The organism is Pararhizobium sp. DWP1-1-3, from assembly GCF_049896125.1.
GTDB lineage: Bacteria > Pseudomonadota > Alphaproteobacteria > Rhizobiales > Rhizobiaceae > Pararhizobium.
Map to the genome: position 1 here is coordinate 160,813 of NZ_JAFCTR010000012.1, position 21,032 is coordinate 181,844.

Sequence of the window (21,032 nt, forward strand, 5' to 3'; positions counted from 1 at the left end):
GCGAACCGCGCAAACATGATCCCTGTTTCGCCCGGCCTTTTTGCTGCCGGCGCGCTTTGCATGAAAGTATTACGTATGGGCGGGCCTGTTTCAATGTCCGCCTTCAGGCTTTTTTAAGCAAGGATGAAGACAAGGCCAAAGGGAGCGCAAGCTCAGTGCAAGGATGCCGTTGGAAACTGCTACCCTAGCGGCATGCGGCGTGACGAGATGCGCATACGCGAATGATCCAAAGTTGCAACATCCAGCAGTAACGGCGCGCCGCCGCAGATTTTCCGGAGTTTCCCATGTCGATGGTGATGCATCTCGCCGAGGCAAAGCCGGGTCAACTGACCACCAGCTACAAGCACTATTACATCGAGCGCCCCTGCCGCATCCTTGTGGTCGGCCAGCATCTGAAGACGAAGACGAAATATCAGTGCCTGTTGCGCCACATCTCGGTCGGCGGCGCCATGGTGGATTTCAATGCGAACATCCTGCTGCCGAAGCATTTCTTCCTGCAGATCGACGGTTTTCAGGAGGAGATCGGTTGCTCGCAGGTTCATCGGCACCGAACCGAACTCGGCGTGCGCTTCAATATGCAGCTGGCGCCGGAATTCCTAAGCCGCCTGATCCGGATGAACTTTACCAGCGGGCTGATCTGAACGCCGGCCGGTCATCACAAAAGCCCTCTCCTATTTTCGCCAAGTGGCAATCCAGACGGGGCTGGCTGCCGTAGCAAGGGTGAAAGAGGATCAATCATCATGAAAACTGTTCTGATCGCCTATGCGGGAACGCTTGTATCCCTGTTGATTGCGGATGCCATCTGGCTCGGGCTGGTGGCACGGACGTTTTACCGCGATCAGCTCGGCGACCTGATGCTGCCGTCGCCGAACTTCGCTGTCGCCGCTATCTTCTATGTGTTTTTCGCGATGGCCGTCGTTCTGCTGGCCGTGATGCCTGGGGTCAAGGCGGGCTCTCTCCTCACCACACTCGGATATGGCGCGGTTCTCGGACTTGCCGCCTACGGCACCTACGACATTACCAATCTGTCGACGCTGAAGGGCTGGCCGCCCATCGTCAGCGTGGTCGATATGGCCTGGGGCACCTTCGTCACGGCGTTTGCCGCAACCTGCGGGCTGCTGGCCTGCCGCTATTTTGCCGATTCAGCTTCCTGATTCGCGACACCGCGACAAGCAGTATGCGTCAATTTACATCCTCGTTAAATTTTTAATGAATGCTTTCAAAGGATTGCAATATCCCTCACCGATTCTGCCTCCGTCGTAAGCTGCCATCATGAGGAGGGTCAGAGCGATGAACGCAACGATGCGGCGAACGTGGATCGTCAGCCCGCATCGCTACCGAGGGAGTGACGATGCAGAACTCGACGATGTATTCGGTGGTCAGCTCCAAACTGTACGAGCAGCGTTTTGAACGTTTCAAGATCGGCCAGGCCGGCACGTTGATGGCTGTGAGGCCGGCACTTGGTGGGGTCTCGACAAGGACCTGCAAGATGACCGAGATTTCGCGCGGCGGTGCCAGCTTCGTCGTCAATACGACGATCGGCCTTCCCGAACACTATTATCTGACCATCGTCGGCACCAAAAAGCGAATCGGCTGTGCTGAAGTCTACCGGCGCGACAACCGCATCCAGGTGCATTTCATCAAGCCGATCGACGAGGAATTCCTGCATCAGATCGTCCGTTACGAATTCTTCACCGGCGGCGAGCTGAAAAAACACTAGCTGCCGCCGCAATTTGAGCACGTATTGCTATGAACGTGCGCCCTCACGTGATGGATTTGGTTTCCATGATGGCGAAACCTCGCTAGTCTCAAGCCTTATTTCATCCGTGTTAGGTTCCATCTCCAGCAATGTCCGCGTTTTCCAAATTTACTCCCCTCGTCAATTCCCTTCCCTCGACGATTCCCTTTGTCGGGCCTGAAGCGATCGAGCGGCAGCGGGAACGGCCGGTTGCGGCCCGAATCGGCGCCAATGAAAGCGGCTTTGGCCCAGCGCCGTCGGTTCTCGACGCCATCGGAAAAGCCGCCGCCGGCGTGTGGCAATATAATGACCCGGAAAATTTCGAGCTGAAGAAAGCGCTTGCCGGTCATCTCGGCACCGAGGCGGAAAACATCGCCATCGGCGAAGGCATCGACGGGCTGCTTGGGCAGATCGTTCGCATGGTGATCGAGCCCGGCATGCCGGTCGTCACCTCGCTTGGCGGCTATCCGACGTTCAATTTTCATGTGGCGGGGCATGGCGGACGGCTGGTGACGGTTCCCTATGCCAACGATCGCGAAGATCTCGACGGGCTGCTTGCCGCCGTCAAACGCGAAGACGCACCGCTCGTCTATTTTGCCAATCCCGACAATCCGATGGGTAGCTGGTGGGACGAAGACAGCGTTGTCGCCTTTGCCCGGGCGTTGCCCGCGACATGCTTTCTCATCCTCGACGAGGCCTATGGAGAAACCGCACCGGCAGGCACCATTCCTTCGATCGGTTCGTTGATCGACATGCCGAACGTCGTCCGTACCCGCACCTTCTCCAAGGCCTATGGCCTGGCGGGTGCGCGGGTCGGCTATGTCATCGGCACGCCGGGCACGGCGCAGGCCTTCGACAAGATCCGCAACCATTTCGGCATGAACAGGATCGGTACCGCTGCGGCTGTCGCAGCACTGGCGGACAAGGATTATCTGGCGGAGGTTCTGGAGAGAATTGCCGCCTCGCGCGGCAGAATCGCCGAAATCGCTGTGCGCAACGGGCTGAAGCCCCTGCCCTCGGCGACGAATTTCGTGACGATTGATTGCGGCGAGGATGCCGTCTTTGCGCGGGCGATCGTTGACCGGCTGATGGCCGACCACGGCATATTCATCCGCATGCCGGGTGTTGCGCCGTTAAACCGCTGTATCCGGATCAGCACCGGACCGGAGGCGGATATGGCGCTTCTGGAAGAAGCATTGCCGAAAGTCCTGGAAGCGCTCGGCAGGCAATAGAGACCGCGCCTCATCTTCGGAGGTCTCGGCCGCTACCGCCTGTCGTCGATACAATTCTGTTTCAATGCACTGTCATCCATTCGCGGGCGGCGCGCAGGGCCGTGGCGAGATCGGTCTTGCTCATCGTCATCGTCAGGTCGGCACGCAGCGCTGCTGCCCGGTCCGAGCCTTTGATGGCGGCGATGTTCAGCCATTTGTGCGCGGCGACGAGATCGACGTCGCACCCACGTCCGGTTGCATACATCAAGCCCATTTCGCAAAAGACGTCCGCGCGGTTTTCGCCACCCATCGTGGCATCCGAAGCATTCTGAATGTCAAAGCGTGCCATTGTCTCTGTCCCTGTTTACCTGGTTTCTTACGTCCGTAGTCCCTGTTTTATCTGCCTTTTAGAGGCCCCTTGAAGGGGCCGCCGTCTTGTGCGGCTTTGGCCCTTGAAGGTTGTCGGCGGGTTGTTTTTCCCTGCTCGTCTTATGGGTTTGAATATGCAGCAGTGATTTCAATACACGCTTAAAATGCATGATTAATGTGCGGCAAACAAAGTTCAAACGATTGGTAAACTTGGGTTTTTGTTAAACATCCGACCACCCGGAAACGCTGGCTTTTGCCTCAATCTTTACCGAAAATTCAGATGGCGATTTCAACCAATTGCTAACCACGCAAAACGGTCGTCTGTGGTGCGCGCGCAAAACGTACGACCACGAAGGCCATTTTCGACGGCGACCATCCGCCAAAAACACGGCAGACATATTTACGTTTACGTTCGCGTAAGCTATTTTCCTCGAATTGAGCGGTGAGGAGACTGGCTCAGGCAACATTTCGTCCGGATACAGCGGCAAAGCGCGGGTATTCGGCGAATTACCGGAGGGATAAGATGATTCGTACATTGATAGTCGCGGCAGCCATGACGATGGCAACCTCAAGCTTCGCAGCCGAGCCGATCGTCGGCAATTGGAAGACGGCAAGCGGCGAGACCGCCGTCATCGCATCCTGCGGCGGCAGCTATTGCATCACCCTGAAGACGGGCAAGCATGCAGGCAAGCGCATCGGCAACCTGGCCGGCACCGGCGACAGCTATTCCGGCGAGATCACCGACCCGGCCAATGACAAGACCTATAGCGGCAATGCCGCGATCAGCGGCGCCTCGCTGAAAATGCAGGGGTGCGTTCTGAAGGTTCTCTGCAAATCGCAGACCTGGACACGGATGTAACTGGGCCAGCAATCCGGCGGGGATGCCCGCCGGATCCACTTCTGACATTTCAGCACCGTTGTCCTGCATGTTCTCTCAACGGACAGAACCCTCGGACGTTCTGTCTTCCGGCAGGTGTTGTCGCCACCGCCCTCCCCGCGTTTATCAATTCGTTCCGGATTGCCATCGCCGCGCCCGGTTCTCCCCGCGCAAGCCTGCCGGGTGGCGCCCCCGATCCCGTAAGCGGCCTCGCATAAAGCCAAGATGAACGGGAGATGAACCGAGGTCTCAGGAAGAGTTCAGTTTGCTTGTGCGAAAAGGTCATCATCGAGTTGAACCCCGATCGACACACCAGCCCAAACGGACAAAACCATGGACATTCTCGCCCGCCGCCTCACCATCATCAGCATGCTTATGGTCGTCTTTGCACTCACGCTCGCAGCCGCTGTCAGCGCCGATAGCCAGCGCCGCCGCCATCACTATGCCGGCTCGATTGCCGATTGCACCGTGCACACCACGAAGTTCTGCGAACAAGCCAAGCTCTAAAGGTCCAAAACCATGTTCTCCCTCGCCCATTCCGCAACCATCGCACTGCGCATGCTGACGCTCGCAGCCCTTTTGATGGCTCCGATGGGCGCAGTTGCCTACAGCAAGGCCTCCGGCCTTGGCATCGGCAAGCAGGGAGCCGGCCTGGTCCTGTTCGTCACGCTGCAGCGCCAGTCGATGAGCTAAGAGCTGCGCCCAGTCTTCTCGGACTTGCGCATTTGCAGCTGCTGCCTTCCTATGAATCTCCCGAGGAAGGAACGTCATGCCCCTCACGTCATTCGCCATCTACGCAATCGCCGCAGTTGCGGAAATCGCTGGCTGCTTCGCCTTCTGGGCCTGGCTGAAACTCGACAAGCCAATCTGGTGGTTGATTCCCGGCATCGCCAGCCTTGCCCTGTTCGCCTGGCTTCTCACTCTGATTGAAACGGCAGCAGCCGGACGCGCCTATGCCGCCTATGGAGGCATCTATATCGCCGCATCGCTCGCCTGGCTTTGGATCGTCGAGGGGGTCCGGCCTGACCGATGGGATGCAACCGGCGTCGCACTTGCCCTTGCCGGCAGCGCCATCATCCTCGGCGGGCCGCGCTGAACGGCTTTTCCTGAAACGCTGCCTGTGCATTCCAATCTTGTCGTTTGCTTGTAAAAAACGGCATCCTATAATGCCGCATGAACAATCGAATCTCTTCCCTCTCCGCCCTTTCCATCGCAACGCCCGACGTTTTCGAACCGCAGACGTTTGACGATCCGCTTGCTGCCGTGGACGCGCTCTCGGCGCTCTACGATCGCAATACGAAGTTTCTCGTCGATGCGTTTACCGAGCTTGGCCGGACCGGAACGCCGGTCTCGCGCTACCGCGCCTGCTATCCGCAGGTCAGTATCGAGACCAGCAGCTTCAGCCATGTCGATTCGCGTCTGTCCTACGGCTATGTCAGCGCGCCTGGGGTCTACACGACCACCGTTACCCGGCCAAAACTGTTCCGGCATTACCTGAAAGAACAACTCGGCCTGCTGATTCGCAGCCACGGCGTCGGCGTTACCGTATCCGAATCGACGACGCCGATCCCGCTGCACTTTGCCTTCGGCGAAGGCGCCTATGTCGAAGCGGCGATGGCCGAGAATATCGATATCCCGCTGCGCGACCTGTTCGACACGCCGGACCTGACCACCACCGACGACGAGATCGCCAACGGCGCCTACGAGCCAGGACCCGGCGAACCCTCGCCGCTTGCGCCGTTCACCGCCCAGCGGATCGACTATTCACTGGCGCGGCTCAGCCACTACACGGCGACCAGTGCGACGCATTTCCAGAATTTCGTGCTGTTCACCAACTACCAGTTCTATATCGACGAATTCTGCCTCTGGGCGCGCCAGCAAATGGCTGACGGCGGCAATGACTACACAGCCTTCGTCGAGCCGGGAAACATCATCACCCAGGCGGGATCGGACAAGCCGGATTCGGACCTGACGCTCACCCGACTGCCGCAAATGCCGGCCTACCATCTCAAGAAGAAGGGCCATGGCGGCATCACCGTCGTCAACATTGGCGTCGGGCCATCCAATGCCAAGACGATCACCGACCATATCGCTGTGCTGCGCCCGCATGCCTGGCTGATGCTCGGCCATTGCGCGGGCCTGCGCAACAGCCAGACACTCGGCGACTATGTGCTTGCCCATGCCTATGTCCGCGAAGACCATGTGCTCGACGACGATCTGCCGGTCTGGATTCCGATCCCGGCGCTCGCCGAAGTTCAGGTGGCGATGCAGGACGCCGTGGCGGAAGTCACCGGCTACGAGGGCTACGACCTGAAGCGGATCATGCGCACCGGCACCGTCGCCACCATCGACAACCGCAACTGGGAACTGCGCGACCAGCGCGGCCCTGTCAAGCGGCTGTCGCAATCGCGCGCCATAGCGCTCGACATGGAATCGGCGACCATTGCCGCCAACGGTTTCCGCTTCCGCGTGCCTTACGGGACGCTGCTCTGCGTCTCCGACAAGCCGTTGCATGGGGAACTGAAACTGCCGGGCATGGCGACGGCCTTCTACAAGACGCAGGTCAGCCAGCACTTGCAGATCGGCATTCTGGCGCTGCAGAAACTTGCGGCGATGCCACCGGAAAAGCTGCATTCGCGCAAGCTGCGCAGCTTCTTCGAAACGGCGTTCCAATAGCCCTCAGCGGCGCGGCGACAACAGTAGAGACAACAGCGTTCCGGCAACCGCCGACACGACGATCATCAAATGCGCGTTGACGCTGGCGCTGGCTAACAGGTCCAAGGCGGCCCCCTTGGCAGGGGCACCGAAGGATATGGCGCCGGCGGTAATACCGGCCGGATAGGTGCCGACGCCGGCTGGGGCATGCACCGGCAATACCGACGACAGTTCGCCCCCGAGCGCGCCGCCGAAACAGGCTGCAAGCGGCAGGACGCCCATGGTGGCGAGCACCCAGGCAAGCACCGCGACCTTCGTCGACCAGTTGAGAACGGTCATCAGCCAAGCCCTGACGAATACCGGCGCATTGGGCGGCAATCCGGCTTCAACCTCGACCAAAAGCAGCCCGAACTTTTCCGGCAGGCGCCGCTGCAGGACGGCAAGCGCCTGCCCCTTCAACAGGAACAGCGCCAGCGGCGACACGAGAAAGAGCCCCCAGAGCAACCAGCCCAGCGACTGGCTGTCACGGCCGATGATCAGGCCGATGCCGGCGGCGGCGAACAAGGCATGAAGGTCGAGAAGCCGCATGAGCAGCAGCGCCGAGGTGCTGCGCGTCAGAGGAATGGCAAATTCCGAACGCATCAGGATCGGAAAACTGGTTTCGCCTGCCCGGAAGGGCAGCATGATGTTGAGAAGGTTATGAACCTGCGTCACGCGCAAAAGCGACAGGAAACGGCCGCGGGTTTCGTTCGGGAAATAGTCGTATATCCGGTAGCAACGGATGAAATAGGTTCCGACCAGCAGCAGAAGCGCCGACAGGACCGGAACGAGACCGATCTGCGTCCATTGTTGCAAAAGCACCGGCCAGCCCCAGATCCACTGGATGAAGGCCGCGTAGGCGATGACGGTCACAAGGGAGACGGCGGTCATCCGGTTGCGCACAAGCCATGAACCCCGGCTGGCATCCTCTCCTGCATTCATATATTTGGTACTTTCCTGTCCGGTGCCATGGCACGGCTGGTTATCACGATAACCCAGGCGAGAGAACCTGCAGCGTTTTTAAAAGGCTTTGATTTTGGATCCCATATTGGAAGCAAACAGGGCAGAGACCGATACCGCCCCGCCGGTCGAGTTGTCCGTCGTCGTGCCGATCTACAACGAAGAGGAAAGCGTCGGACCACTGGTCGCCCGCATCCGGGAAGCCATGGAAAATTTCGACAAGCCGTGGGAGTTGATTCTCGTCAATGACGGAAGCACTGACGGCACGCTGGTCAGCGCCCGCCAGGAACTGACCAGCGGCCTGCGGCTGAAGATCGTCGAATTGCAGCGCAATTTCGGCCAGACCGCCGCCATGCAGGCCGGTATCGACCTCGCGTCCGGCAGATTGATCGCCACGCTCGATGGCGATCTGCAGAACGATCCGCGTGATATTCCGGCGATGGTCAAGGCGATCGAGGACCGCGAACTCGACCTTCTGGTCGGCTGGCGCAAGAACCGCCAGGACGGTCTGCTGCTGCGCAAGATCCCGTCCTGGTGCGCCAACTACCTGATCGGCAAGATTACCGGCGTGAAACTGCACGACTACGGTTGCAGCCTCAAAATCTATCAGGCCTCGATCATCAAGCAGGTCAAGCTGATGGGCGAGATGCACCGTTTCATCCCGGCCTGGGTCGCAGGCGTTGTCCCGAGCAGCCGCATCGGCGAAATGCCGGTCACCCACCATGCGCGCCAGCATGGAACGTCGAAATACGGGATATCGCGAACCTTCCGGGTGATCCTCGACCTGCTGTCGGTGCTGTTCTTCATGCGCTACAAGGCGCGGCCGGGGCATTTCTTCGGGTCGATCGGACTGGCTGCCGGCGGCGTCAGCGCAGTGATCCTGATCTACCTGTTCATCGACAAGTTCCTGCTCGGCAACGATATCGGCACAAGGCCGATGCTGATGGTCGGTATCATGCTGTTCCTGTCCTCGGTCCAGCTGATCACAACCGGCATTCTCGCCGAAATGATGGCACGTCTCTACACCGGCGAAAACGACACGCCGCCCTACATCGTGCGCAAGGTTTTCGAGCAGGACAGAGCTGATGGTTCGCATTGATTTCCGTCGCGCCGACGCAATGATTTTTGCTGTCGCCGCGTATTTTGCGCTGTGCGTGGCGCTGCGTGTGTTCATCTCTCCGGCACTCGAAATCGACGAAGGCGAACAGGCCTTCGTCTCGCAGTTCCTTGCGCTTGGCTACGGCCCACAGCCGCCCTTCTACAACTGGCTGCAATATGCCGTTGTAGAGATATTCGGCGTTTCCCTGACAGCGCTGACCGTCCTCAAACATCTGCTGCTATTTCTCTGTTGCCTGTTCTATGGCCTGGCCGCCCAAGTCCTGATCAAGGACCGGGCGCTTGCAGCCATGGCTATGCTGGGGGTGCTAACCCTGCCGCCGGTTTTCCTTCTGGCTCAGCGGGACCTTTCGCACACCGTCGCTGCTCTCTTTGCCGTGTCGCTGTTTCTCTACGGATTTTTCAGGACGCTGCGCAGCCCAAGCCTGTTTTCCTATCTTTTGACTGGCATAGCCGTCGGTATCGGGTTGATGTCGAAATACAACTTTGCGCTCGTGCCCGCTGCTGCCGTTCTCGCCGTTCTCCCGGAGCGGGATCTGCGTCAACGCATCTTCGACTGGCGGATGATTGTGGCCCTGGCGGTCGCCTTCGTCATCGTCCTGCCGCACGCCTACTGGATTCTCAACAATCTCACATCCGCCTCGGCCGGCACCATCAACGAGATGAAGGAAGGCCTGTCGGGCGGCCGTTTGATGCAGGCGTTCCATGGCACGCTGTCGCTGATCTCGGCGATCTTTGGCGCCAGCATTTTGCCGGTGGTCTTTTTTGCCGTTGTTTTTCCCTTCGATATCAAACGCATCTGTCTCGCCGAGAGCCAATGGACCCGGATAACAGGGCGGATCATCTGTTTTTGCCTGGCAGCCGTTCTGCTGATCGTTCTCGGCCTCGGCGCTACTCATATCCGCGAAAAATGGCTGGCCGTGTTCATCGTGCTCCTGCCGCTTTATCTCTGCCTGAAGATCGATGCGGCCGGCATCGAAACGACCGGAAAGCTCAAGCGCTTCTCCATTCCGCTTTTCATCATGATCTTTGCGGTGCTGATCGGCGTTTCGGCACGGGTTGTGACCTCACCGATGCTGGGCTCCTACAACAGGCTCAATATTCCCTACGAGGCATTCATCCGCGACATCACGCAAAACCACGCAATCCAGCCGGCTTTGGTGATTGCCGACGACACAAATCTTGCCGGCAGCGTGCGTTTGCAATTGCCGCAGGCAACCGTCATCACGGCTTTCAATCCACCAACGCCTCTTGCGGCGGGCTGGCGCTCGGCCGGACCAGTCTTGGTGATCTGGCGCGGCCAGGGAGAACCGGAGCCGGCCTTTTCCGAAGCTTTCCGGCAGAAGCTCATCGAAGGCGGCGTGGCGAGCGGCGATATCAAGCCGCTCTACAGCGCAACGCCCTACTATCTCGGCATGGGCGATGACCGATACGGTTTCGGCTATCTCTGGGTGGCACAGGAAAACCCTTAACCCCGGGGGGAATTCCGCTTACTTGCCGACGAGCAGCTTCAGTTCACCGGGATGGACGCGCAGTGCGACATTGCGGCCGATCGGCAGAAGCTCGCCGTCGATGACGCAGTTGGTGTTGTGCCGTGCCTTGGGGAAATGCAGGTTGACGGTGGTGACGCTCATCTCGGTGATCAGCGGGCTCTCGCGAAATTTTCCGCGCAGAATATCGAAGGTCAGCTTTGCGACGCCCGACGGTTTGAGCGGCGGCGCGGTGTAGAAGCCCAGGTGACCGCCGGTCACATCATCGGCATGCATCAGCGCATTTGAACCGAAATGATTGTTGGATACCGATATCGCCGATACTTCGCGCTTCTCGCGAACGCCATCCACCTCGAATTCGATCTCGAACTCCGGCGGATTGAACATCACGCCAAGGGCAGCGCGCGTGCTGGCACGGATTTTTCCGAGCCTTGAGGCGAAGCTGAAGGATTCGCGGTAGCGCACCATGCGGGCATGCAGCCCCATGGAAAACTGGTGCACGAAAGCCCGGCCGTCGGCGCTGCCTATGTCGGCATCGACAATCCTGCCTTCGGCAAGCACATCCAGAACTTTCCAGATATCGAGCGGCAGTTTCAGCGCCCGGGCAAACAGGTTCATCGTTCCGGCCGGAACCACGCCGAGCGGCATGCCGTTCTTCCAGGCAACCGCCGCCGCCGCCGAGATGGTACCGTCACCGCCGCCAGCCAGCATCGCGTCCAGATCGTCGCGGCGCGCTGTTTTTTCGAGGATGTCAGCCATACCATCGCCGGAAGCAATGGTGATTTCGATCTCATGTCCGGCTGCGCGAAAGACCTCCTCGGCCTTTTTCGTATAGGCGTCCATATCGGTTGTGCGGAATGTTCCGCCGTCGCGATTGAATATGGCCTTGATCTTCATTCGTGCTCCTTGCAGCTCGTTGCGCTACATATGGCGCGGCACTAAGGCTTTTTCAGCCAGCGCCTGCAAATTGACGAATGTTTATTATTCCGGACGGAAAAGCGACCCGGCGCGCCCGGCTATGACGCAACCTGCAGCATGATATGTTCGTCGCCCCAGAGCTTCATCGCCATGATCACCGGTTCAAGGCTGCGGCCGCGCGGGGTCAGGCAGTAATCCACCCTTGGCGGCACGACGGCAAAGACCGTGCGCTCGACAAGGCCGTCGGCCTCCAGTTCGCGCAGCTGCTTGGTCAGCATGCGCTGGGTGACGCTGGCCAGGCGGCGGCGGATTTCGTTGAAGCGCATCGTGCCATCCAACAGGTGATAGAGGATGACGCCCTTCCATTTTCCATCGATCAGATGCAGCACGCCTTCGACCGGGCAGCCGGGAGAACAGGTCAGGAGCTTGTGGCGAACACGTGGCACTCACGGTATCCTTTTGGGTACTATATACACTTGTTGTGCATTCTTGCGCTGTTGCAGCATAATGCGCATTTAGCTTCTGTTCAAACATGAAGGAGCCAGCCATGCGCGCCATTGCCTACAAGATTCCTCAGGCCATTTCCGCCGAGACCTCGCTGATCGACGTGGAGCTGCCCGTGCCGGTGCCGGAAGGCCGAGACATCCTGGTCGAGGTCAAGGCGATTTCGGTCAATCCCGTCGATGTCAAAATTCGCGCCAATGCCAAGCCAGAGCCGGATCAGTTGAAAGTGCTCGGCTGGGATGCGGCGGGGATCGTCAAGGCGGTCGGTCCCGGCGTGAAACTGTTCCAGCCGGGTGATGCCGTGTTCTATGCCGGCGCCATCGACCGGCCGGGCGCCAACGCCGAATTTCATCTGGTCGACGAGCGCATCGTCGGCAACAAGCCGGAAACTCTGGATTTCCCGGCGGCCGCGGCCTTGCCGCTGACCTCGCTCACCGCCTGGGAGGCGCTGTTCGACCGGCTGAAGGTCAACGATCCGGTGCCTGGAGCTGCCAACGCGATCCTGATCATCGGCGGTGCCGGTGGCGTCGGCTCGATCGCCATCCAGCTCGCCCGGACGCTGACCAATCTTACCGTGATCGCCACAGCTTCCCGCCCCGAAACCCAGAAATGGGCCTATGATCTCGGCGCCCATCACGTGCTGGATCATTCCAAGCCGCTGGCACACCAGATCGACCAGCTGGCGCTCGGCGCCCCGGCCTTCGTTTTCTCCACCACGAATACTGCCGATCACCTGGAAGACATCATTGCCCTGATTGCCCCACAGGGCCGTTTCGGGCTGATCGACGATCCGAAAGTGCTTGATGTCATGCCATTCAAGCGGAAGGCCGTGTCCATCCACTGGGAGCTGATGTTCACCCGCTCGCTGTTCAAGACCAAGGACATGGAAGAGCAGAACAGGATTCTCACCGAGATCGCGCGGCTGGTCGATAGCGGAAAGATCCGCTCGACGCTGACCGAAACGCTGGGGTCGATCAACGCCGAAAACCTGAAAAAGGCGCATGCCCTGATCGAAACCGGCAGGACTAAAGGCAAGCTGGTGCTGGCGGGTTTCTGACGCACCCGTCGTCAAAGTCCGGCTTGCCGCAGCTCCAGCTGCCCCTGTGGCGGAAATCCAGCGGCCCGGCGTCCGCCGGGTCAAAAGACGATTTTTTCAATGATTTGAACTGACCGAACGCCCGTCAAAGGGGCCGGTATGAAGGAGGAGACCGGGGTACTGGGATGATCTGCAAACAGCCAGGATCTGCAAGGGTTGCGGTTTGCCGGCAATCCTGCCTGCCGGAAGCTTTGCAGGTGTTTTTGTCAGCGCGGCTCAGCGGCACGGACCAAGCCCTACGGCCCATCAAAGTGGGCGTGTTCCTATAACGAGGGCTATGCCTGCAGGACCACGACGCGGCCGCCAACGGTTGCGCGCTCATAGAGATCGACGACATCGTGGTTGAGCATGCGCACGCAGCCGCTCGACATCGCCTGGCCGATCGACCAGGGCTGCGTCGGGCCATGGATGCGGAACATCGTGTCGTTGCCGTTCTGATAGAGATAGATGGCGCGGGCGCCGAGCGGGTTGTTCGGCCCGCCGGGAACGCCGCCGGCATATTTCAGGTTCTTGGCCGGATCGCGCCGGATCATGTTGCCGGTCGGCGTCCATGTCGGCCATTCCGCCTTGCGGCCGATATAGGCCGATCCCGCCAGCGCATAGCCGTTGCGGCCGACGCCGATGCCGTAACGCACGGCCTGCCCGTCACTGAGAATGTAGTAGAGCCGCCGCGCCGGGGTATCGACGACGATCGTGCCTGGGTCATGTTTCGTCGGATAGGCCACCTGCTGGCGGCGCAGTTCCGGCTTGACCTTTTCCAGCGGCATGGCCGGCATCGGAAATTTTTCATCCGGCAGAGCAGCATAGTTGGCTGCATGGTTCGGTCCGTTGGTGGCACAACCGGCAAGAAGAGCAGACAAACCGAGCAACAGGCCACGGCGGGAGATCGACATCGTGAGTTTCCTTAAGATCCGGTTGATGCAACCGAAAATAGGGAAAACATGGTTAATGCCCGGTTAAGCCCGTTGAAATTGTGCGCAATGGAACGGGACGGCGAGCTTTTCTCCGCCTCCTGCTAACACCGAAGTGGCCTTTATTGTTTTGGGGCGTCAAAACTCTCCGCCGTCATTCCTGTGCCTGTCACAGGAATCCAGCCACGGCGCGTCTGCGGCGTGAAAAGAGTCTATTGCGTTCAAGGACTTGAACGCGCTGGATCCCGGAACAAGTCCTGGATGACGGAGGAACGAGGTGCGTCAAAAACAACAGAAGCTGGCTGAAAGCGATGAGCAGTCTTCAACAGCCCCCCACCTCCGCCGGCACGCATCACATATTCGGATAGACCGGTCCCTCGCCGCCCTGCGGCGGCACCCAGTTGATGTTCTGGTTGGGATCCTTGATGTCGCAGGTCTTGCAGTGGACGCAGTTCTGGGCGTTGATGACGAAGACGTCTTCGCCGTCCTTTTCCACCCATTCGTAGACACCGGCCGGACAGTAACGGGTCGACGGGCCGGCATAGATATCGTGTTCGGACGACTTCTGCAGCGCCATGTCCTTGACCTTCAGATGCACCGGCTCGTTCTCCTCGTGATTGGTGTTCGACAGAAACACCGAGGACAGACGGTCGAAGGTCAAGACGCCATCCGGGCGCGGATAGGCGATCGGCTTGTGCATCGACGCCGGTTCCAGCGCCTGCGCATCGGTCTTGCCATGTTTCAGCGTGCCGAAGAAGGAGAAGCCGAACAGCGTGTTGGTCCACATGTCGAGACCGCCGAGCGCCACGCCGGCAGCCGTGCCGAGCTTCGACCACAGCGGCTTGACGTTGCGCACCCGCTTCAGGTCCTGGCCGATGGCGCTGTCGCGCCAGCCGTTCTCGATGTCGATCACCTCGTCATTGGCGCGGCCAGCGGCGATCGCATCCGACAGTTTTTCGGCCGCGAGAATGCCCGACAGAACCGCATTGTGGCTGCCCTTGATGCGCGGCACGTTGACGAAACCGGCCGAACAGCCGATCAGCGCGCCGCCGGGAAAAGTCAGCTTCGGCACCGACTGGTAGCCGCCCTCGGTGATGGCGCGGGCGCCATAGGTCAGCCGCTTGCCGCCTTCGAAGGTGCCACGGATCGAGGGATGCGTCTTGAAGCGCTGGAATTCCTCGAACGGATAGAGATAGGGGTTCTTGTAGTTGAGATGAACGACGAAGCCGACGGCGACCAGGTTGTCCTCGAGATGATAGAGGAAGGAACCGCCACCGGTCTTCATGCCGAGCGGCCAGCCGAACGAGTGCTGCACCAGGCCCTGTTTGTGGTTTTCCGGCTTGACCTGCCAGAGCTCCTTGATGCCGAGGCCGAATTTCTGCGGCTCGCGATCCTTTGAGAGATCGAATTTCGCAATCAGCTGCTTGGCGAGCGAACCGCGCACGCCCTCGCCGATCAGCGTGTATTTTCCGAGCAGCTCCATGCCGCGGGCAAAGTTCGGGCCGGGCTCGCCGTTCTTTTCGACGCCCATGTCGCCGGTGGCGACACCGATGACGGCGCCTTGATCATTGTAAAGCACTTCGGTTGCGGCAAAGCCCGGATAGATCTCGACGCCGAGGCCTTCCGCCTTTTCGGCCAGCCACCGACAGACCAGCCCGAGCGAGACGATATAATTGCCGTGATTGTTCATCAGCGGCGGCATCAAGAAATTCGGCAGGCGGATCGAGCCGGCCGGACCGAGCAGCAGGAACTGGTCGTCCGTCACCTTGGTCTTGAAGGGATGCCCCTCCTCCTCGCGCCAGCCCGGCAACAGCCGGTCGATGCCAATCGGATCGACCACGGCGCCCGAGAGGATATGCGCGCCGACTTCTGCACCCTTTTCCAGAATGACGACCGACAGCTCCGGATTGACCTGTTTCAGGCGAATGGCCGCAGACAGACCGGCCGGACCCGCACCGACGATCACCACGTCGAATTCCATGCTTTCGCGCTCGGGCAGTTCAGTGGTCTCGGTCATTGTCGGTCTCCAGTCCTGTCCCGGAATTTGCCCGGTTTTGTTCCCAATTTTGCCTTCCGTCATGGCAAATGCAGCCGGACTTGTCGAGCCGGTCTGCGACAGAGGGCACCCGCATTTGCGCATGAGGTCATGCGGCGGCGATCCATGAAACCCGCCGGCTCGGAAGGATAGCGTCTTTCTGCTCCGTCATTCCTGTGCTTGTCACAGGCATCCAGCCAGTCCAAGTCCTTGGACTGAAAAGAGTCTTTAACCCGACGGACGTCGGGTGCTGGACCCCGGAACAGGTCCGGGGTGACGGAGGCCGGAGAAGCTGTCCCGCAAAAGAGCAACGGCCTCGTAGTATGGCGAATCTATAACATGAGGTCCTATCACCTGCAAATATATGACGTGTACGTAAACGTCAAAAATACATGGACGAGTTACCGCTTCGCCGATTTCATCGCTTCGGTGATGTCAACGGTCTCGACAGAAACGCGGGTGACGCGAGCGATCAGGTCGATGACGTGTTCCTTGTAGTCGGCGAAGCGATAGATGTTGAATTTCTCACGGATCGTTGGATCCTTCGGGGTTTTTTCCTTGTACTGGTCGAGGATCCATTCGAGGCCGGAGCGGTTGCCGAGGCGGTAGCTCCAGACCTCCGGCGGAATACCCGAAAGCGTGGTCTCGCTGTCGAGCCGGATGATGCCGTTGTCCTTGTCGGCCTTCAGCACCGCCTTGGGCGCCACACCGGCTTCGCGGGCCTTTTTGTCCGGCGTATCAAGCCGCAACAACGGCCAGGGCTCGACGGTCTCGTAGCCGATATGCAGTTCCATCAGCCGCTTGCCCCAGCCGGCCCAGGCGAAGAAGTCCGGATAGAAAGGAATGCGCGGAAACTCACGCTTCAGGTTCTGCGCATAGGTCTCGCGGTAGACGGGATCGTGCAGCACGCCATAGACGTAATGAAAGATGTCGTCCTTGGTGATGGGCACAGAGCGTGCGGCCGATCTCCCCCCTTGAGGGGGAGATGCCCCGATAGGGGCAGAGGGGGGTATCGCGGCAAACTCGGAGGATGCGGTTTCACCCCCCTCTGTCGGCCCAGCCGACATCTCCCCCTCAAGGGGGGAGATCAACCCGGAACCGTTCTTGCCATAGGCTTTTTGGAACTGCTTCAGGCCCCAGTCGGTGATGTTGTCGATGCGCTCGCCATCTACCAAGTACTTGAATCGAGGGAACATTTGCGTTGCGCGTGACGCATATCCGGCATCAGGCAAGCCGCTAACTGCATGCACGGTGAATGGGATTTGCGGATGCCCACAAACCATCAAGACCTCGTTGCTTTTGTCGAGGGCGACGCCGAATGCCGCTACGTGGTTTTCGGTAAGCCTATCGTTATATAGTCGGTCCGCGTAGAGAAAGGTTTTCGAAAAGGGTCGCCAATGAGCGCTTACTAGAAACTTCTCATTGAACGCACTTCGCTTGCCTCCCTTGAAGTGCCGTTTGAGGTTCTCGCTCCACTTGACCGTATCGGAATACGCAGGATTCGTTCCCGCCATCTGCCTGTTGTAGGCGTGAATCATGTGATCAGCTTTGGCGAGTTGAGTTTTCGCATCGACATCGTAGACCCATTCATCCCTGTTCGAGGAGTTGCCCCAAGAAAACAGCCTAAATATTGCGCTACGTGACCTTCCCGCTTTGACGTTCTTGTCGGCGAGCGAAATCATTGCCTCAAAGTCGCCAGTACCAAACCAGTTGGCATTCTTGTCCGGCACGATCCGCTCAAATGCCATCGACGACAATTTCGCGCTGGCCAGAAACGCCAGCTTGTCATCCGCCGTGTCCATTTCCGGGCGGCGGGCGTAGAAAATCTTGCAGCCCTTCTGCTTGCGGCGCTTGACGAAGAAGGCGATGGCGACGCCGGTCTGGATGCCGAAGACATTGTTCTTCGTGCCCGACAGTTTCGGATTGGCGCGCACGTCGCCGCCGAGATCGACGATATGGATTTCGGCGAACTCGCCCTCCACCGCCCGGCGGAACCCATCGAAGGTGCGGCTGTCGATGAAGGAGCGATTGGTGATGAAGGCCAGCACGCCATCGTCGTGCATACGGTCCGATGCCCAGCGGAAGAAACGGGCATACATGTCGTAGACCTTGGTCTTCTGCGCCGTGGACAGCCGGATATAGCTCGACTTGATCAGCTCATCGATACGCGGATAATCGCGGTTCTTGTTGTTGTCGTTCTCGTTGGCCTGATTGGCATTATACGGCGGATTGCCGATAATCACCGAAATTTTTCGCGCATTCTGCCGTTTTACACGCGCGACGTTTTCATCCGACAGGCCCGCAAACATATCGTGCTGGAAGCCTGCCTTGATGCCCAATCCGGCGACATTGTCGAGCGTATCGACGAAGCAGAGATTGGGATATTCGGCGAACTGGCAGATGAAGGTGCCGGTGCCCGTTGCCGGATCGAGGATTTCGACATGTTCGTCGATCAGGTTCTTGCTAAAATGCTTTTCGCAGAGCCAGTCGGCGCCCTCGATCATGAACTTGACGATCTCGTTAGGCGTATAGACGACCCCGAGGCGGTCGGCCTTCTTCTTGTCGTAGACCTTGTAGAAATTCTCGTAGATGACCTTCAGGAAGGCCTGTTTTTCCGAATGGCTGGTGATCAGCGCCGCATTGGCCCGGATGGTCGCGTAATAGGTTTCAAGCCCCTTGAGCGTCTCGCGCTTGATCTGACCGGTAAAGAACTTGCCCTCCAGAGCATAAAGTTCCTTGGCAATATTGTTTTCCCGATGGAAATCGCCCTGGTCGAACACATGCGCGAAGATTTCCTCTGTCAGGATATGCTGGATCAGCATTTCGCGCACATCCGCCTCGCCGACGGCAGGATTAATCGTGTCGCGGGCATGTTCGAGGAATTTGTTCGCCGCCGCCTGAAAGCCGGGATTGCCGGCATAGGCCGTATCGATCTTTTCCCGCAGCGCCTTCAAGACAGCGGGAATGTCGGCCTTGAACTGCTCGACGGCCTTGCGGAAATCGCGGATTTCGGCACGCTCGTAGGAAAAGAAAAGGTTGAGCAGCTTCAGCAGCGCCGGTTCCGTCATCGGGCAGCGCATCACCTCCTGCCTGTTTTGGATCAGCACCGCGACACGGCTGTCTTCGAAGATGATATTGTCCTGCGGATAGCCCTTGGCGAGTTTCTTGGCGATCTCTGCATCGAGATCGTCGCCGCTGTCCTTGGCTTCCCAATAGCCGAGCGGTACGCGCAGGTAGTGCAGGATGGTGCCGTCCGGCCGGATGCGGTTCTTCTGCGTCGACTGGAATTCGTACTGGTTGATGAAATGCAGGTTGGAAGACCGCGCCCAGGCCTTCAACAGGTCCTTGAAAGCTTCCGAAATGATGCCTTCCGTCGCAGAGCCCGAAAATTTCTTGTAGCGTTCAAGATCGTTCAAATAGGCGTTGATCAGTATCTGGCTCATGCGGCTCTCCCAATACACGCATCTAGAACGATTGCAGCCGCCGGTGGAAGGGGATTTTCACACGGCCAATCCCCCATCCTGCCTTGCTTTGGCCTTCGACCCATGCGAAGAGGCGCCCTCCAAATAAACCAAGCCCTCCGCCATCAACGCAGACCGGTTGCCGCAAGGCATTCCGAGGCTGCGCGTGCGCGGCGAGACGACATCCGCCGCCCCGCCGGTGGACACCTAAGACGGAGACTTTCATGGCCAAGGCACTCGGCTTCGATTTCGGCACGACCAATTCGGTGCTTGCCGCCTCTAAGGGCGACACGACACAGTCGTTGAGTTTTTCCAGCACCGCCGGAACCACCGATTCGATGCGCACGGCGCTGTCCTTCATGAAGCATGCGAAGCTCGGTGCCGCTGCCGTGTCGATCGAGGCAGGCCAGGCGGCGATCCAGCAATTCATCGACAATCCCGGCGAGGCGCGCTTTCTCCAGTCGATCAAGACCTTTGCCGCAAGCCCGCTGTTCCAGGGCACGCTGATCTTTGCCCGGCGCAACAGTTTCGAAGACCTGATGCGCGCCTTCCTGACCCGCATCGCCGACTATGCCGGCGATGGCTGGCACCAGGATTACAAGCGCATCGTCGTCGGCCGTCCGGTGCGGTTTGCCGGTTCGAGCCCGGATGAAAACCTGGCGCTGGAGCGCTACGACCGGGCGCTGTCGAGCTTTGATTTCCCAGAGGTCCATTATGTCTACGAGCCGGTGGCGGCGGCGTTTTACTTTGCCCAGAACTTGAAAAAGGACGCGACCGTGCTGGTCGCCGATTTCGGCGGCGGCACCACCGACTATTCGATCATCCGCTTCGAAAGCCATGCCGGCAAGCTGACGGCGGTTCCGGTCGGCCATTCCGGCGTCGGCGTCGCCGGCGATCATTTCGACTTCCGCATCATCGATACGGTAGTTTCGCCGCTGATCGGCAAGGGCAGCCAGTTCAGGAGTTTCGACAAGCTGCTCGACGTGCCCTCCAGCTACTACGCCAATTTCGGCCGCTGGAACCAGCTGTCGATCTTTAAGACGCTGAAGGACTTTACCGACCTGAAGCAGCTGGTGCGCTCCGCCGTCGAGCCGGAAAAGCTCGAGGCCTTCGTCGATCTGGTCGATCACGACGAGGGTTATCCGCTTTACCAGGCGATCTCGGCCACCAAGATGCGGCTGTCGCATGAGGAAGAGACGGAATTCTACTTCGCGCCGCTGGGCGAAAAGAGCCGCCAGACGGTGCGCCGCAGCGATTTCGAAAGCTGGATCGCACCGGATCTCGCCCGCATCGAGGAAGCGCTGGACGAAGTGCTGGTCACCACCAACACGCTGCCCGAGGGCATCGACAAGGTGTTCTTAACCGGCGGCACCTCGTTTGTGCCGGCCATCCGCCGTATCTTCGAAGACCGTTTTGCCAGCGACCGCATCGAAAGCGGCGGCGAGCTGCTCTCGATCGCCCATGGACTGGCGCTGATCGGCGAGCGCGACGACATCGAACGCTGGACGGCAATGGCGGCTTGATTGGCGGTTTCCTCTTCTCCCCAGCGGGGAGAGCGACTGTCTTGTTCGTCAAGCGTTTTGCCATGGTTTATTGTCCCGGATGATGGCATTGAGAATGGTGAGAAGCTTGCGCATTGTCGCAACGATGGC

The 21,032-nt window shown here is 59.3% G+C and carries 20 protein-coding genes; 13 read left to right on the forward strand and 7 right to left on the reverse strand.

Going from position 1 to position 21,032, the window contains the following annotated elements; translation table 11 throughout:
- Positions 1-284 precede the first annotated feature (284 nt).
- From ACP7BS_RS22055 to ACP7BS_RS22070, 4 genes are all read left to right on the forward strand, one after another.
- The gene (locus tag ACP7BS_RS22055; RefSeq protein WP_426239833.1) at positions 285-641 is read left to right on the forward strand and encodes a PilZ domain-containing protein; all 357 of its coding nucleotides are present in this window, start codon (positions 285-287) and stop codon (positions 639-641) included.
- Positions 642-740: 99 nt separating this feature from the next.
- Positions 741-1,154 (forward strand): DUF2177 family protein, encoded by a 414-nt coding sequence (locus ACP7BS_RS22060; RefSeq protein ID WP_426239834.1) that lies wholly within the window; start codon positions 741-743, stop codon positions 1,152-1,154.
- Positions 1,155-1,351: 197 nt separating this feature from the next.
- Positions 1,352-1,720, forward strand: coding sequence for a PilZ domain-containing protein (locus tag ACP7BS_RS22065; protein WP_426239835.1), 369 nt, complete (start codon positions 1,352-1,354; stop codon positions 1,718-1,720).
- 128 nt (positions 1,721-1,848) lie between these two features.
- On the forward strand, positions 1,849-2,970 hold the full coding sequence (locus tag ACP7BS_RS22070) for a pyridoxal phosphate-dependent aminotransferase (protein WP_426239836.1): 1,122 nt from the start codon (positions 1,849-1,851) through the stop codon (positions 2,968-2,970).
- A 61-nt stretch (positions 2,971-3,031) separates the two neighbouring features.
- On the opposite strand, the gene ACP7BS_RS22075 is transcribed toward ACP7BS_RS22070, so the two are convergent.
- The gene (locus tag ACP7BS_RS22075) at positions 3,032-3,298 is read right to left on the reverse strand and encodes a tetratricopeptide repeat protein (RefSeq protein ID WP_113246086.1); all 267 of its coding nucleotides are present in this window, start codon (positions 3,296-3,298) and stop codon (positions 3,032-3,034) included.
- Positions 3,299-3,841: 543 nt separating this feature from the next.
- Here ACP7BS_RS22075 and ACP7BS_RS22080 point away from each other — a divergent pair.
- The 5 genes from ACP7BS_RS22080 (at position 3,842) to ACP7BS_RS22100 (ending at position 6,871) form a co-directional block, all read left to right on the forward strand.
- Positions 3,842-4,177 (forward strand): DUF2147 domain-containing protein, encoded by a 336-nt coding sequence (locus ACP7BS_RS22080; RefSeq protein ID WP_426231932.1) that lies wholly within the window; start codon positions 3,842-3,844, stop codon positions 4,175-4,177.
- A 351-nt stretch (positions 4,178-4,528) separates the two neighbouring features.
- Positions 4,529-4,702: a hypothetical protein gene (locus tag ACP7BS_RS22085; protein WP_113312591.1), complete on the forward strand. Its 174-nt coding sequence runs from the start codon at positions 4,529-4,531 to the stop codon at positions 4,700-4,702.
- Positions 4,703-4,714: 12 nt separating this feature from the next.
- On the forward strand, positions 4,715-4,888 hold the full coding sequence (locus ACP7BS_RS22090) for a hypothetical protein (RefSeq protein ID WP_426231933.1): 174 nt from the start codon (positions 4,715-4,717) through the stop codon (positions 4,886-4,888).
- Between the two features lie 76 nt (positions 4,889-4,964).
- Complete coding sequence (locus ACP7BS_RS22095; RefSeq protein WP_426231934.1) at positions 4,965-5,291, forward strand: YnfA family protein; 327 nt, start codon at positions 4,965-4,967, stop codon at positions 5,289-5,291.
- Positions 5,292-5,368: 77 nt separating this feature from the next.
- Positions 5,369-6,871 carry an AMP nucleosidase gene (locus tag ACP7BS_RS22100; RefSeq protein WP_426239837.1) on the forward strand — a complete coding sequence of 501 codons (1,503 nt, stop codon included), beginning with the start codon at positions 5,369-5,371 and terminating at the stop codon, positions 6,869-6,871.
- A 3-nt stretch (positions 6,872-6,874) separates the two neighbouring features.
- Here the strand turns inward: ACP7BS_RS22100 and ACP7BS_RS22105 are convergent, their stop codons facing one another.
- Positions 6,875-7,831, reverse strand: a complete 957-nt coding sequence (locus ACP7BS_RS22105; RefSeq protein WP_426239838.1) for a lysylphosphatidylglycerol synthase domain-containing protein — start codon at positions 7,829-7,831, stop codon at positions 6,875-6,877.
- 106 nt (positions 7,832-7,937) lie between these two features.
- Here ACP7BS_RS22105 and ACP7BS_RS22110 point away from each other — a divergent pair, with 106 nt between their 5' ends.
- Together ACP7BS_RS22110 and ACP7BS_RS22115 are read left to right on the forward strand one after the other, a co-directional pair.
- A complete protein-coding gene (locus ACP7BS_RS22110; RefSeq protein ID WP_426231937.1) occupies positions 7,938-8,948 on the forward strand; it encodes a glycosyltransferase family 2 protein in 1,011 nt (336 codons plus the stop codon).
- On the forward strand, positions 8,935-10,437 hold the full coding sequence (locus ACP7BS_RS22115) for an ArnT family glycosyltransferase (protein ID WP_426239839.1): 1,503 nt from the start codon (positions 8,935-8,937) through the stop codon (positions 10,435-10,437). The genes ACP7BS_RS22110 and ACP7BS_RS22115 overlap by 14 nt, the downstream gene beginning before the upstream one ends.
- 18 nt (positions 10,438-10,455) lie before the next feature.
- Here the strand turns inward: ACP7BS_RS22115 and ACP7BS_RS22120 are convergent, their stop codons facing one another.
- Positions 10,456-11,352: a diacylglycerol/lipid kinase family protein gene (locus tag ACP7BS_RS22120; RefSeq protein WP_426231939.1), complete on the reverse strand. Its 897-nt coding sequence runs from the start codon at positions 11,350-11,352 to the stop codon at positions 10,456-10,458.
- A gap of 119 nt (positions 11,353-11,471) precedes the next feature.
- Positions 11,472-11,819, reverse strand: a complete 348-nt coding sequence (locus tag ACP7BS_RS22125) for a winged helix-turn-helix transcriptional regulator (protein WP_426239840.1) — start codon at positions 11,817-11,819, stop codon at positions 11,472-11,474.
- A gap of 101 nt (positions 11,820-11,920) precedes the next feature.
- Here ACP7BS_RS22125 and ACP7BS_RS22130 point away from each other — a divergent pair, with 101 nt between their 5' ends.
- Positions 11,921-12,934 carry a zinc-binding alcohol dehydrogenase family protein gene (locus ACP7BS_RS22130; protein ID WP_426239841.1) on the forward strand — a complete coding sequence of 338 codons (1,014 nt, stop codon included), beginning with the start codon at positions 11,921-11,923 and terminating at the stop codon, positions 12,932-12,934.
- 314 nt (positions 12,935-13,248) lie between these two features.
- Here ACP7BS_RS22130 and ACP7BS_RS22135 read toward each other — a convergent pair whose 3' ends face one another.
- The 3 genes from ACP7BS_RS22135 to ACP7BS_RS22145 form a co-directional block, all read right to left on the reverse strand.
- Positions 13,249-13,866 carry a L,D-transpeptidase gene (locus ACP7BS_RS22135; protein ID WP_426239842.1) on the reverse strand — a complete coding sequence of 206 codons (618 nt, stop codon included), beginning with the start codon at positions 13,864-13,866 and terminating at the stop codon, positions 13,249-13,251.
- 370 nt (positions 13,867-14,236) lie between these two features.
- A complete protein-coding gene (locus tag ACP7BS_RS22140; RefSeq protein ID WP_426239843.1) occupies positions 14,237-15,901 on the reverse strand; it encodes an electron transfer flavoprotein-ubiquinone oxidoreductase in 1,665 nt (554 codons plus the stop codon).
- 419 nt (positions 15,902-16,320) lie between these two features.
- Entirely contained in the window at positions 16,321-19,362 is a 3,042-nt protein-coding gene (locus ACP7BS_RS22145; protein ID WP_426239844.1) for a type ISP restriction/modification enzyme, read from the reverse strand.
- Between the two features lie 242 nt (positions 19,363-19,604).
- Here ACP7BS_RS22145 and ACP7BS_RS22150 point away from each other — a divergent pair, with 242 nt between their 5' ends.
- Positions 19,605-20,903 (forward strand): Hsp70 family protein, encoded by a 1,299-nt coding sequence (locus tag ACP7BS_RS22150; RefSeq protein ID WP_426239845.1) that lies wholly within the window; start codon positions 19,605-19,607, stop codon positions 20,901-20,903.
- The last annotated feature ends 129 nt before the right edge of the window (positions 20,904-21,032 follow it).

Excerpts from the sequence above, each read along its gene's own strand:
- ACP7BS_RS22055 (WP_426239833.1), top strand. The coding sequence starts at position 285 with ATGTCGATGGTGATGCATCTCGCCGAGGCAAAGCCGGGTCAACTGACC.
- ACP7BS_RS22060 (WP_426239834.1), top strand. The coding sequence starts at position 741 with ATGAAAACTGTTCTGATCGCCTATGCGGGAACGCTTGTATCCCTGTTG.
- ACP7BS_RS22065 (WP_426239835.1), top strand. The coding sequence starts at position 1,352 with ATGCAGAACTCGACGATGTATTCGGTGGTCAGCTCCAAACTGTACGAG.
- ACP7BS_RS22070 (WP_426239836.1), top strand. The coding sequence starts at position 1,849 with ATGTCCGCGTTTTCCAAATTTACTCCCCTCGTCAATTCCCTTCCCTCG.
- ACP7BS_RS22075 (WP_113246086.1), bottom strand. The coding sequence starts at position 3,298 with ATGGCACGCTTTGACATTCAGAATGCTTCGGATGCCACGATGGGTGGC.
- ACP7BS_RS22080 (WP_426231932.1), top strand. The coding sequence starts at position 3,842 with ATGATTCGTACATTGATAGTCGCGGCAGCCATGACGATGGCAACCTCA.
- ACP7BS_RS22085 (WP_113312591.1), top strand. The coding sequence starts at position 4,529 with ATGGACATTCTCGCCCGCCGCCTCACCATCATCAGCATGCTTATGGTC.
- ACP7BS_RS22090 (WP_426231933.1), top strand. The coding sequence starts at position 4,715 with ATGTTCTCCCTCGCCCATTCCGCAACCATCGCACTGCGCATGCTGACG.
- ACP7BS_RS22095 (WP_426231934.1), top strand. The coding sequence starts at position 4,965 with ATGCCCCTCACGTCATTCGCCATCTACGCAATCGCCGCAGTTGCGGAA.
- ACP7BS_RS22100 (WP_426239837.1), top strand. The coding sequence starts at position 5,369 with ATGAACAATCGAATCTCTTCCCTCTCCGCCCTTTCCATCGCAACGCCC.
- ACP7BS_RS22105 (WP_426239838.1), bottom strand. The coding sequence starts at position 7,831 with ATGAATGCAGGAGAGGATGCCAGCCGGGGTTCATGGCTTGTGCGCAAC.
- ACP7BS_RS22115 (WP_426239839.1), top strand. The coding sequence starts at position 8,935 with ATGGTTCGCATTGATTTCCGTCGCGCCGACGCAATGATTTTTGCTGTC.
- ACP7BS_RS22120 (WP_426231939.1), bottom strand. The coding sequence starts at position 11,352 with ATGAAGATCAAGGCCATATTCAATCGCGACGGCGGAACATTCCGCACA.
- ACP7BS_RS22130 (WP_426239841.1), top strand. The coding sequence starts at position 11,921 with ATGCGCGCCATTGCCTACAAGATTCCTCAGGCCATTTCCGCCGAGACC.
- ACP7BS_RS22135 (WP_426239842.1), bottom strand. The coding sequence starts at position 13,866 with ATGTCGATCTCCCGCCGTGGCCTGTTGCTCGGTTTGTCTGCTCTTCTT.
- ACP7BS_RS22140 (WP_426239843.1), bottom strand. The coding sequence starts at position 15,901 with ATGACCGAGACCACTGAACTGCCCGAGCGCGAAAGCATGGAATTCGAC.
- ACP7BS_RS22145 (WP_426239844.1), bottom strand. The coding sequence starts at position 19,362 with ATGAGCCAGATACTGATCAACGCCTATTTGAACGATCTTGAACGCTAC.
- ACP7BS_RS22150 (WP_426239845.1), top strand. The coding sequence starts at position 19,605 with ATGGCCAAGGCACTCGGCTTCGATTTCGGCACGACCAATTCGGTGCTT.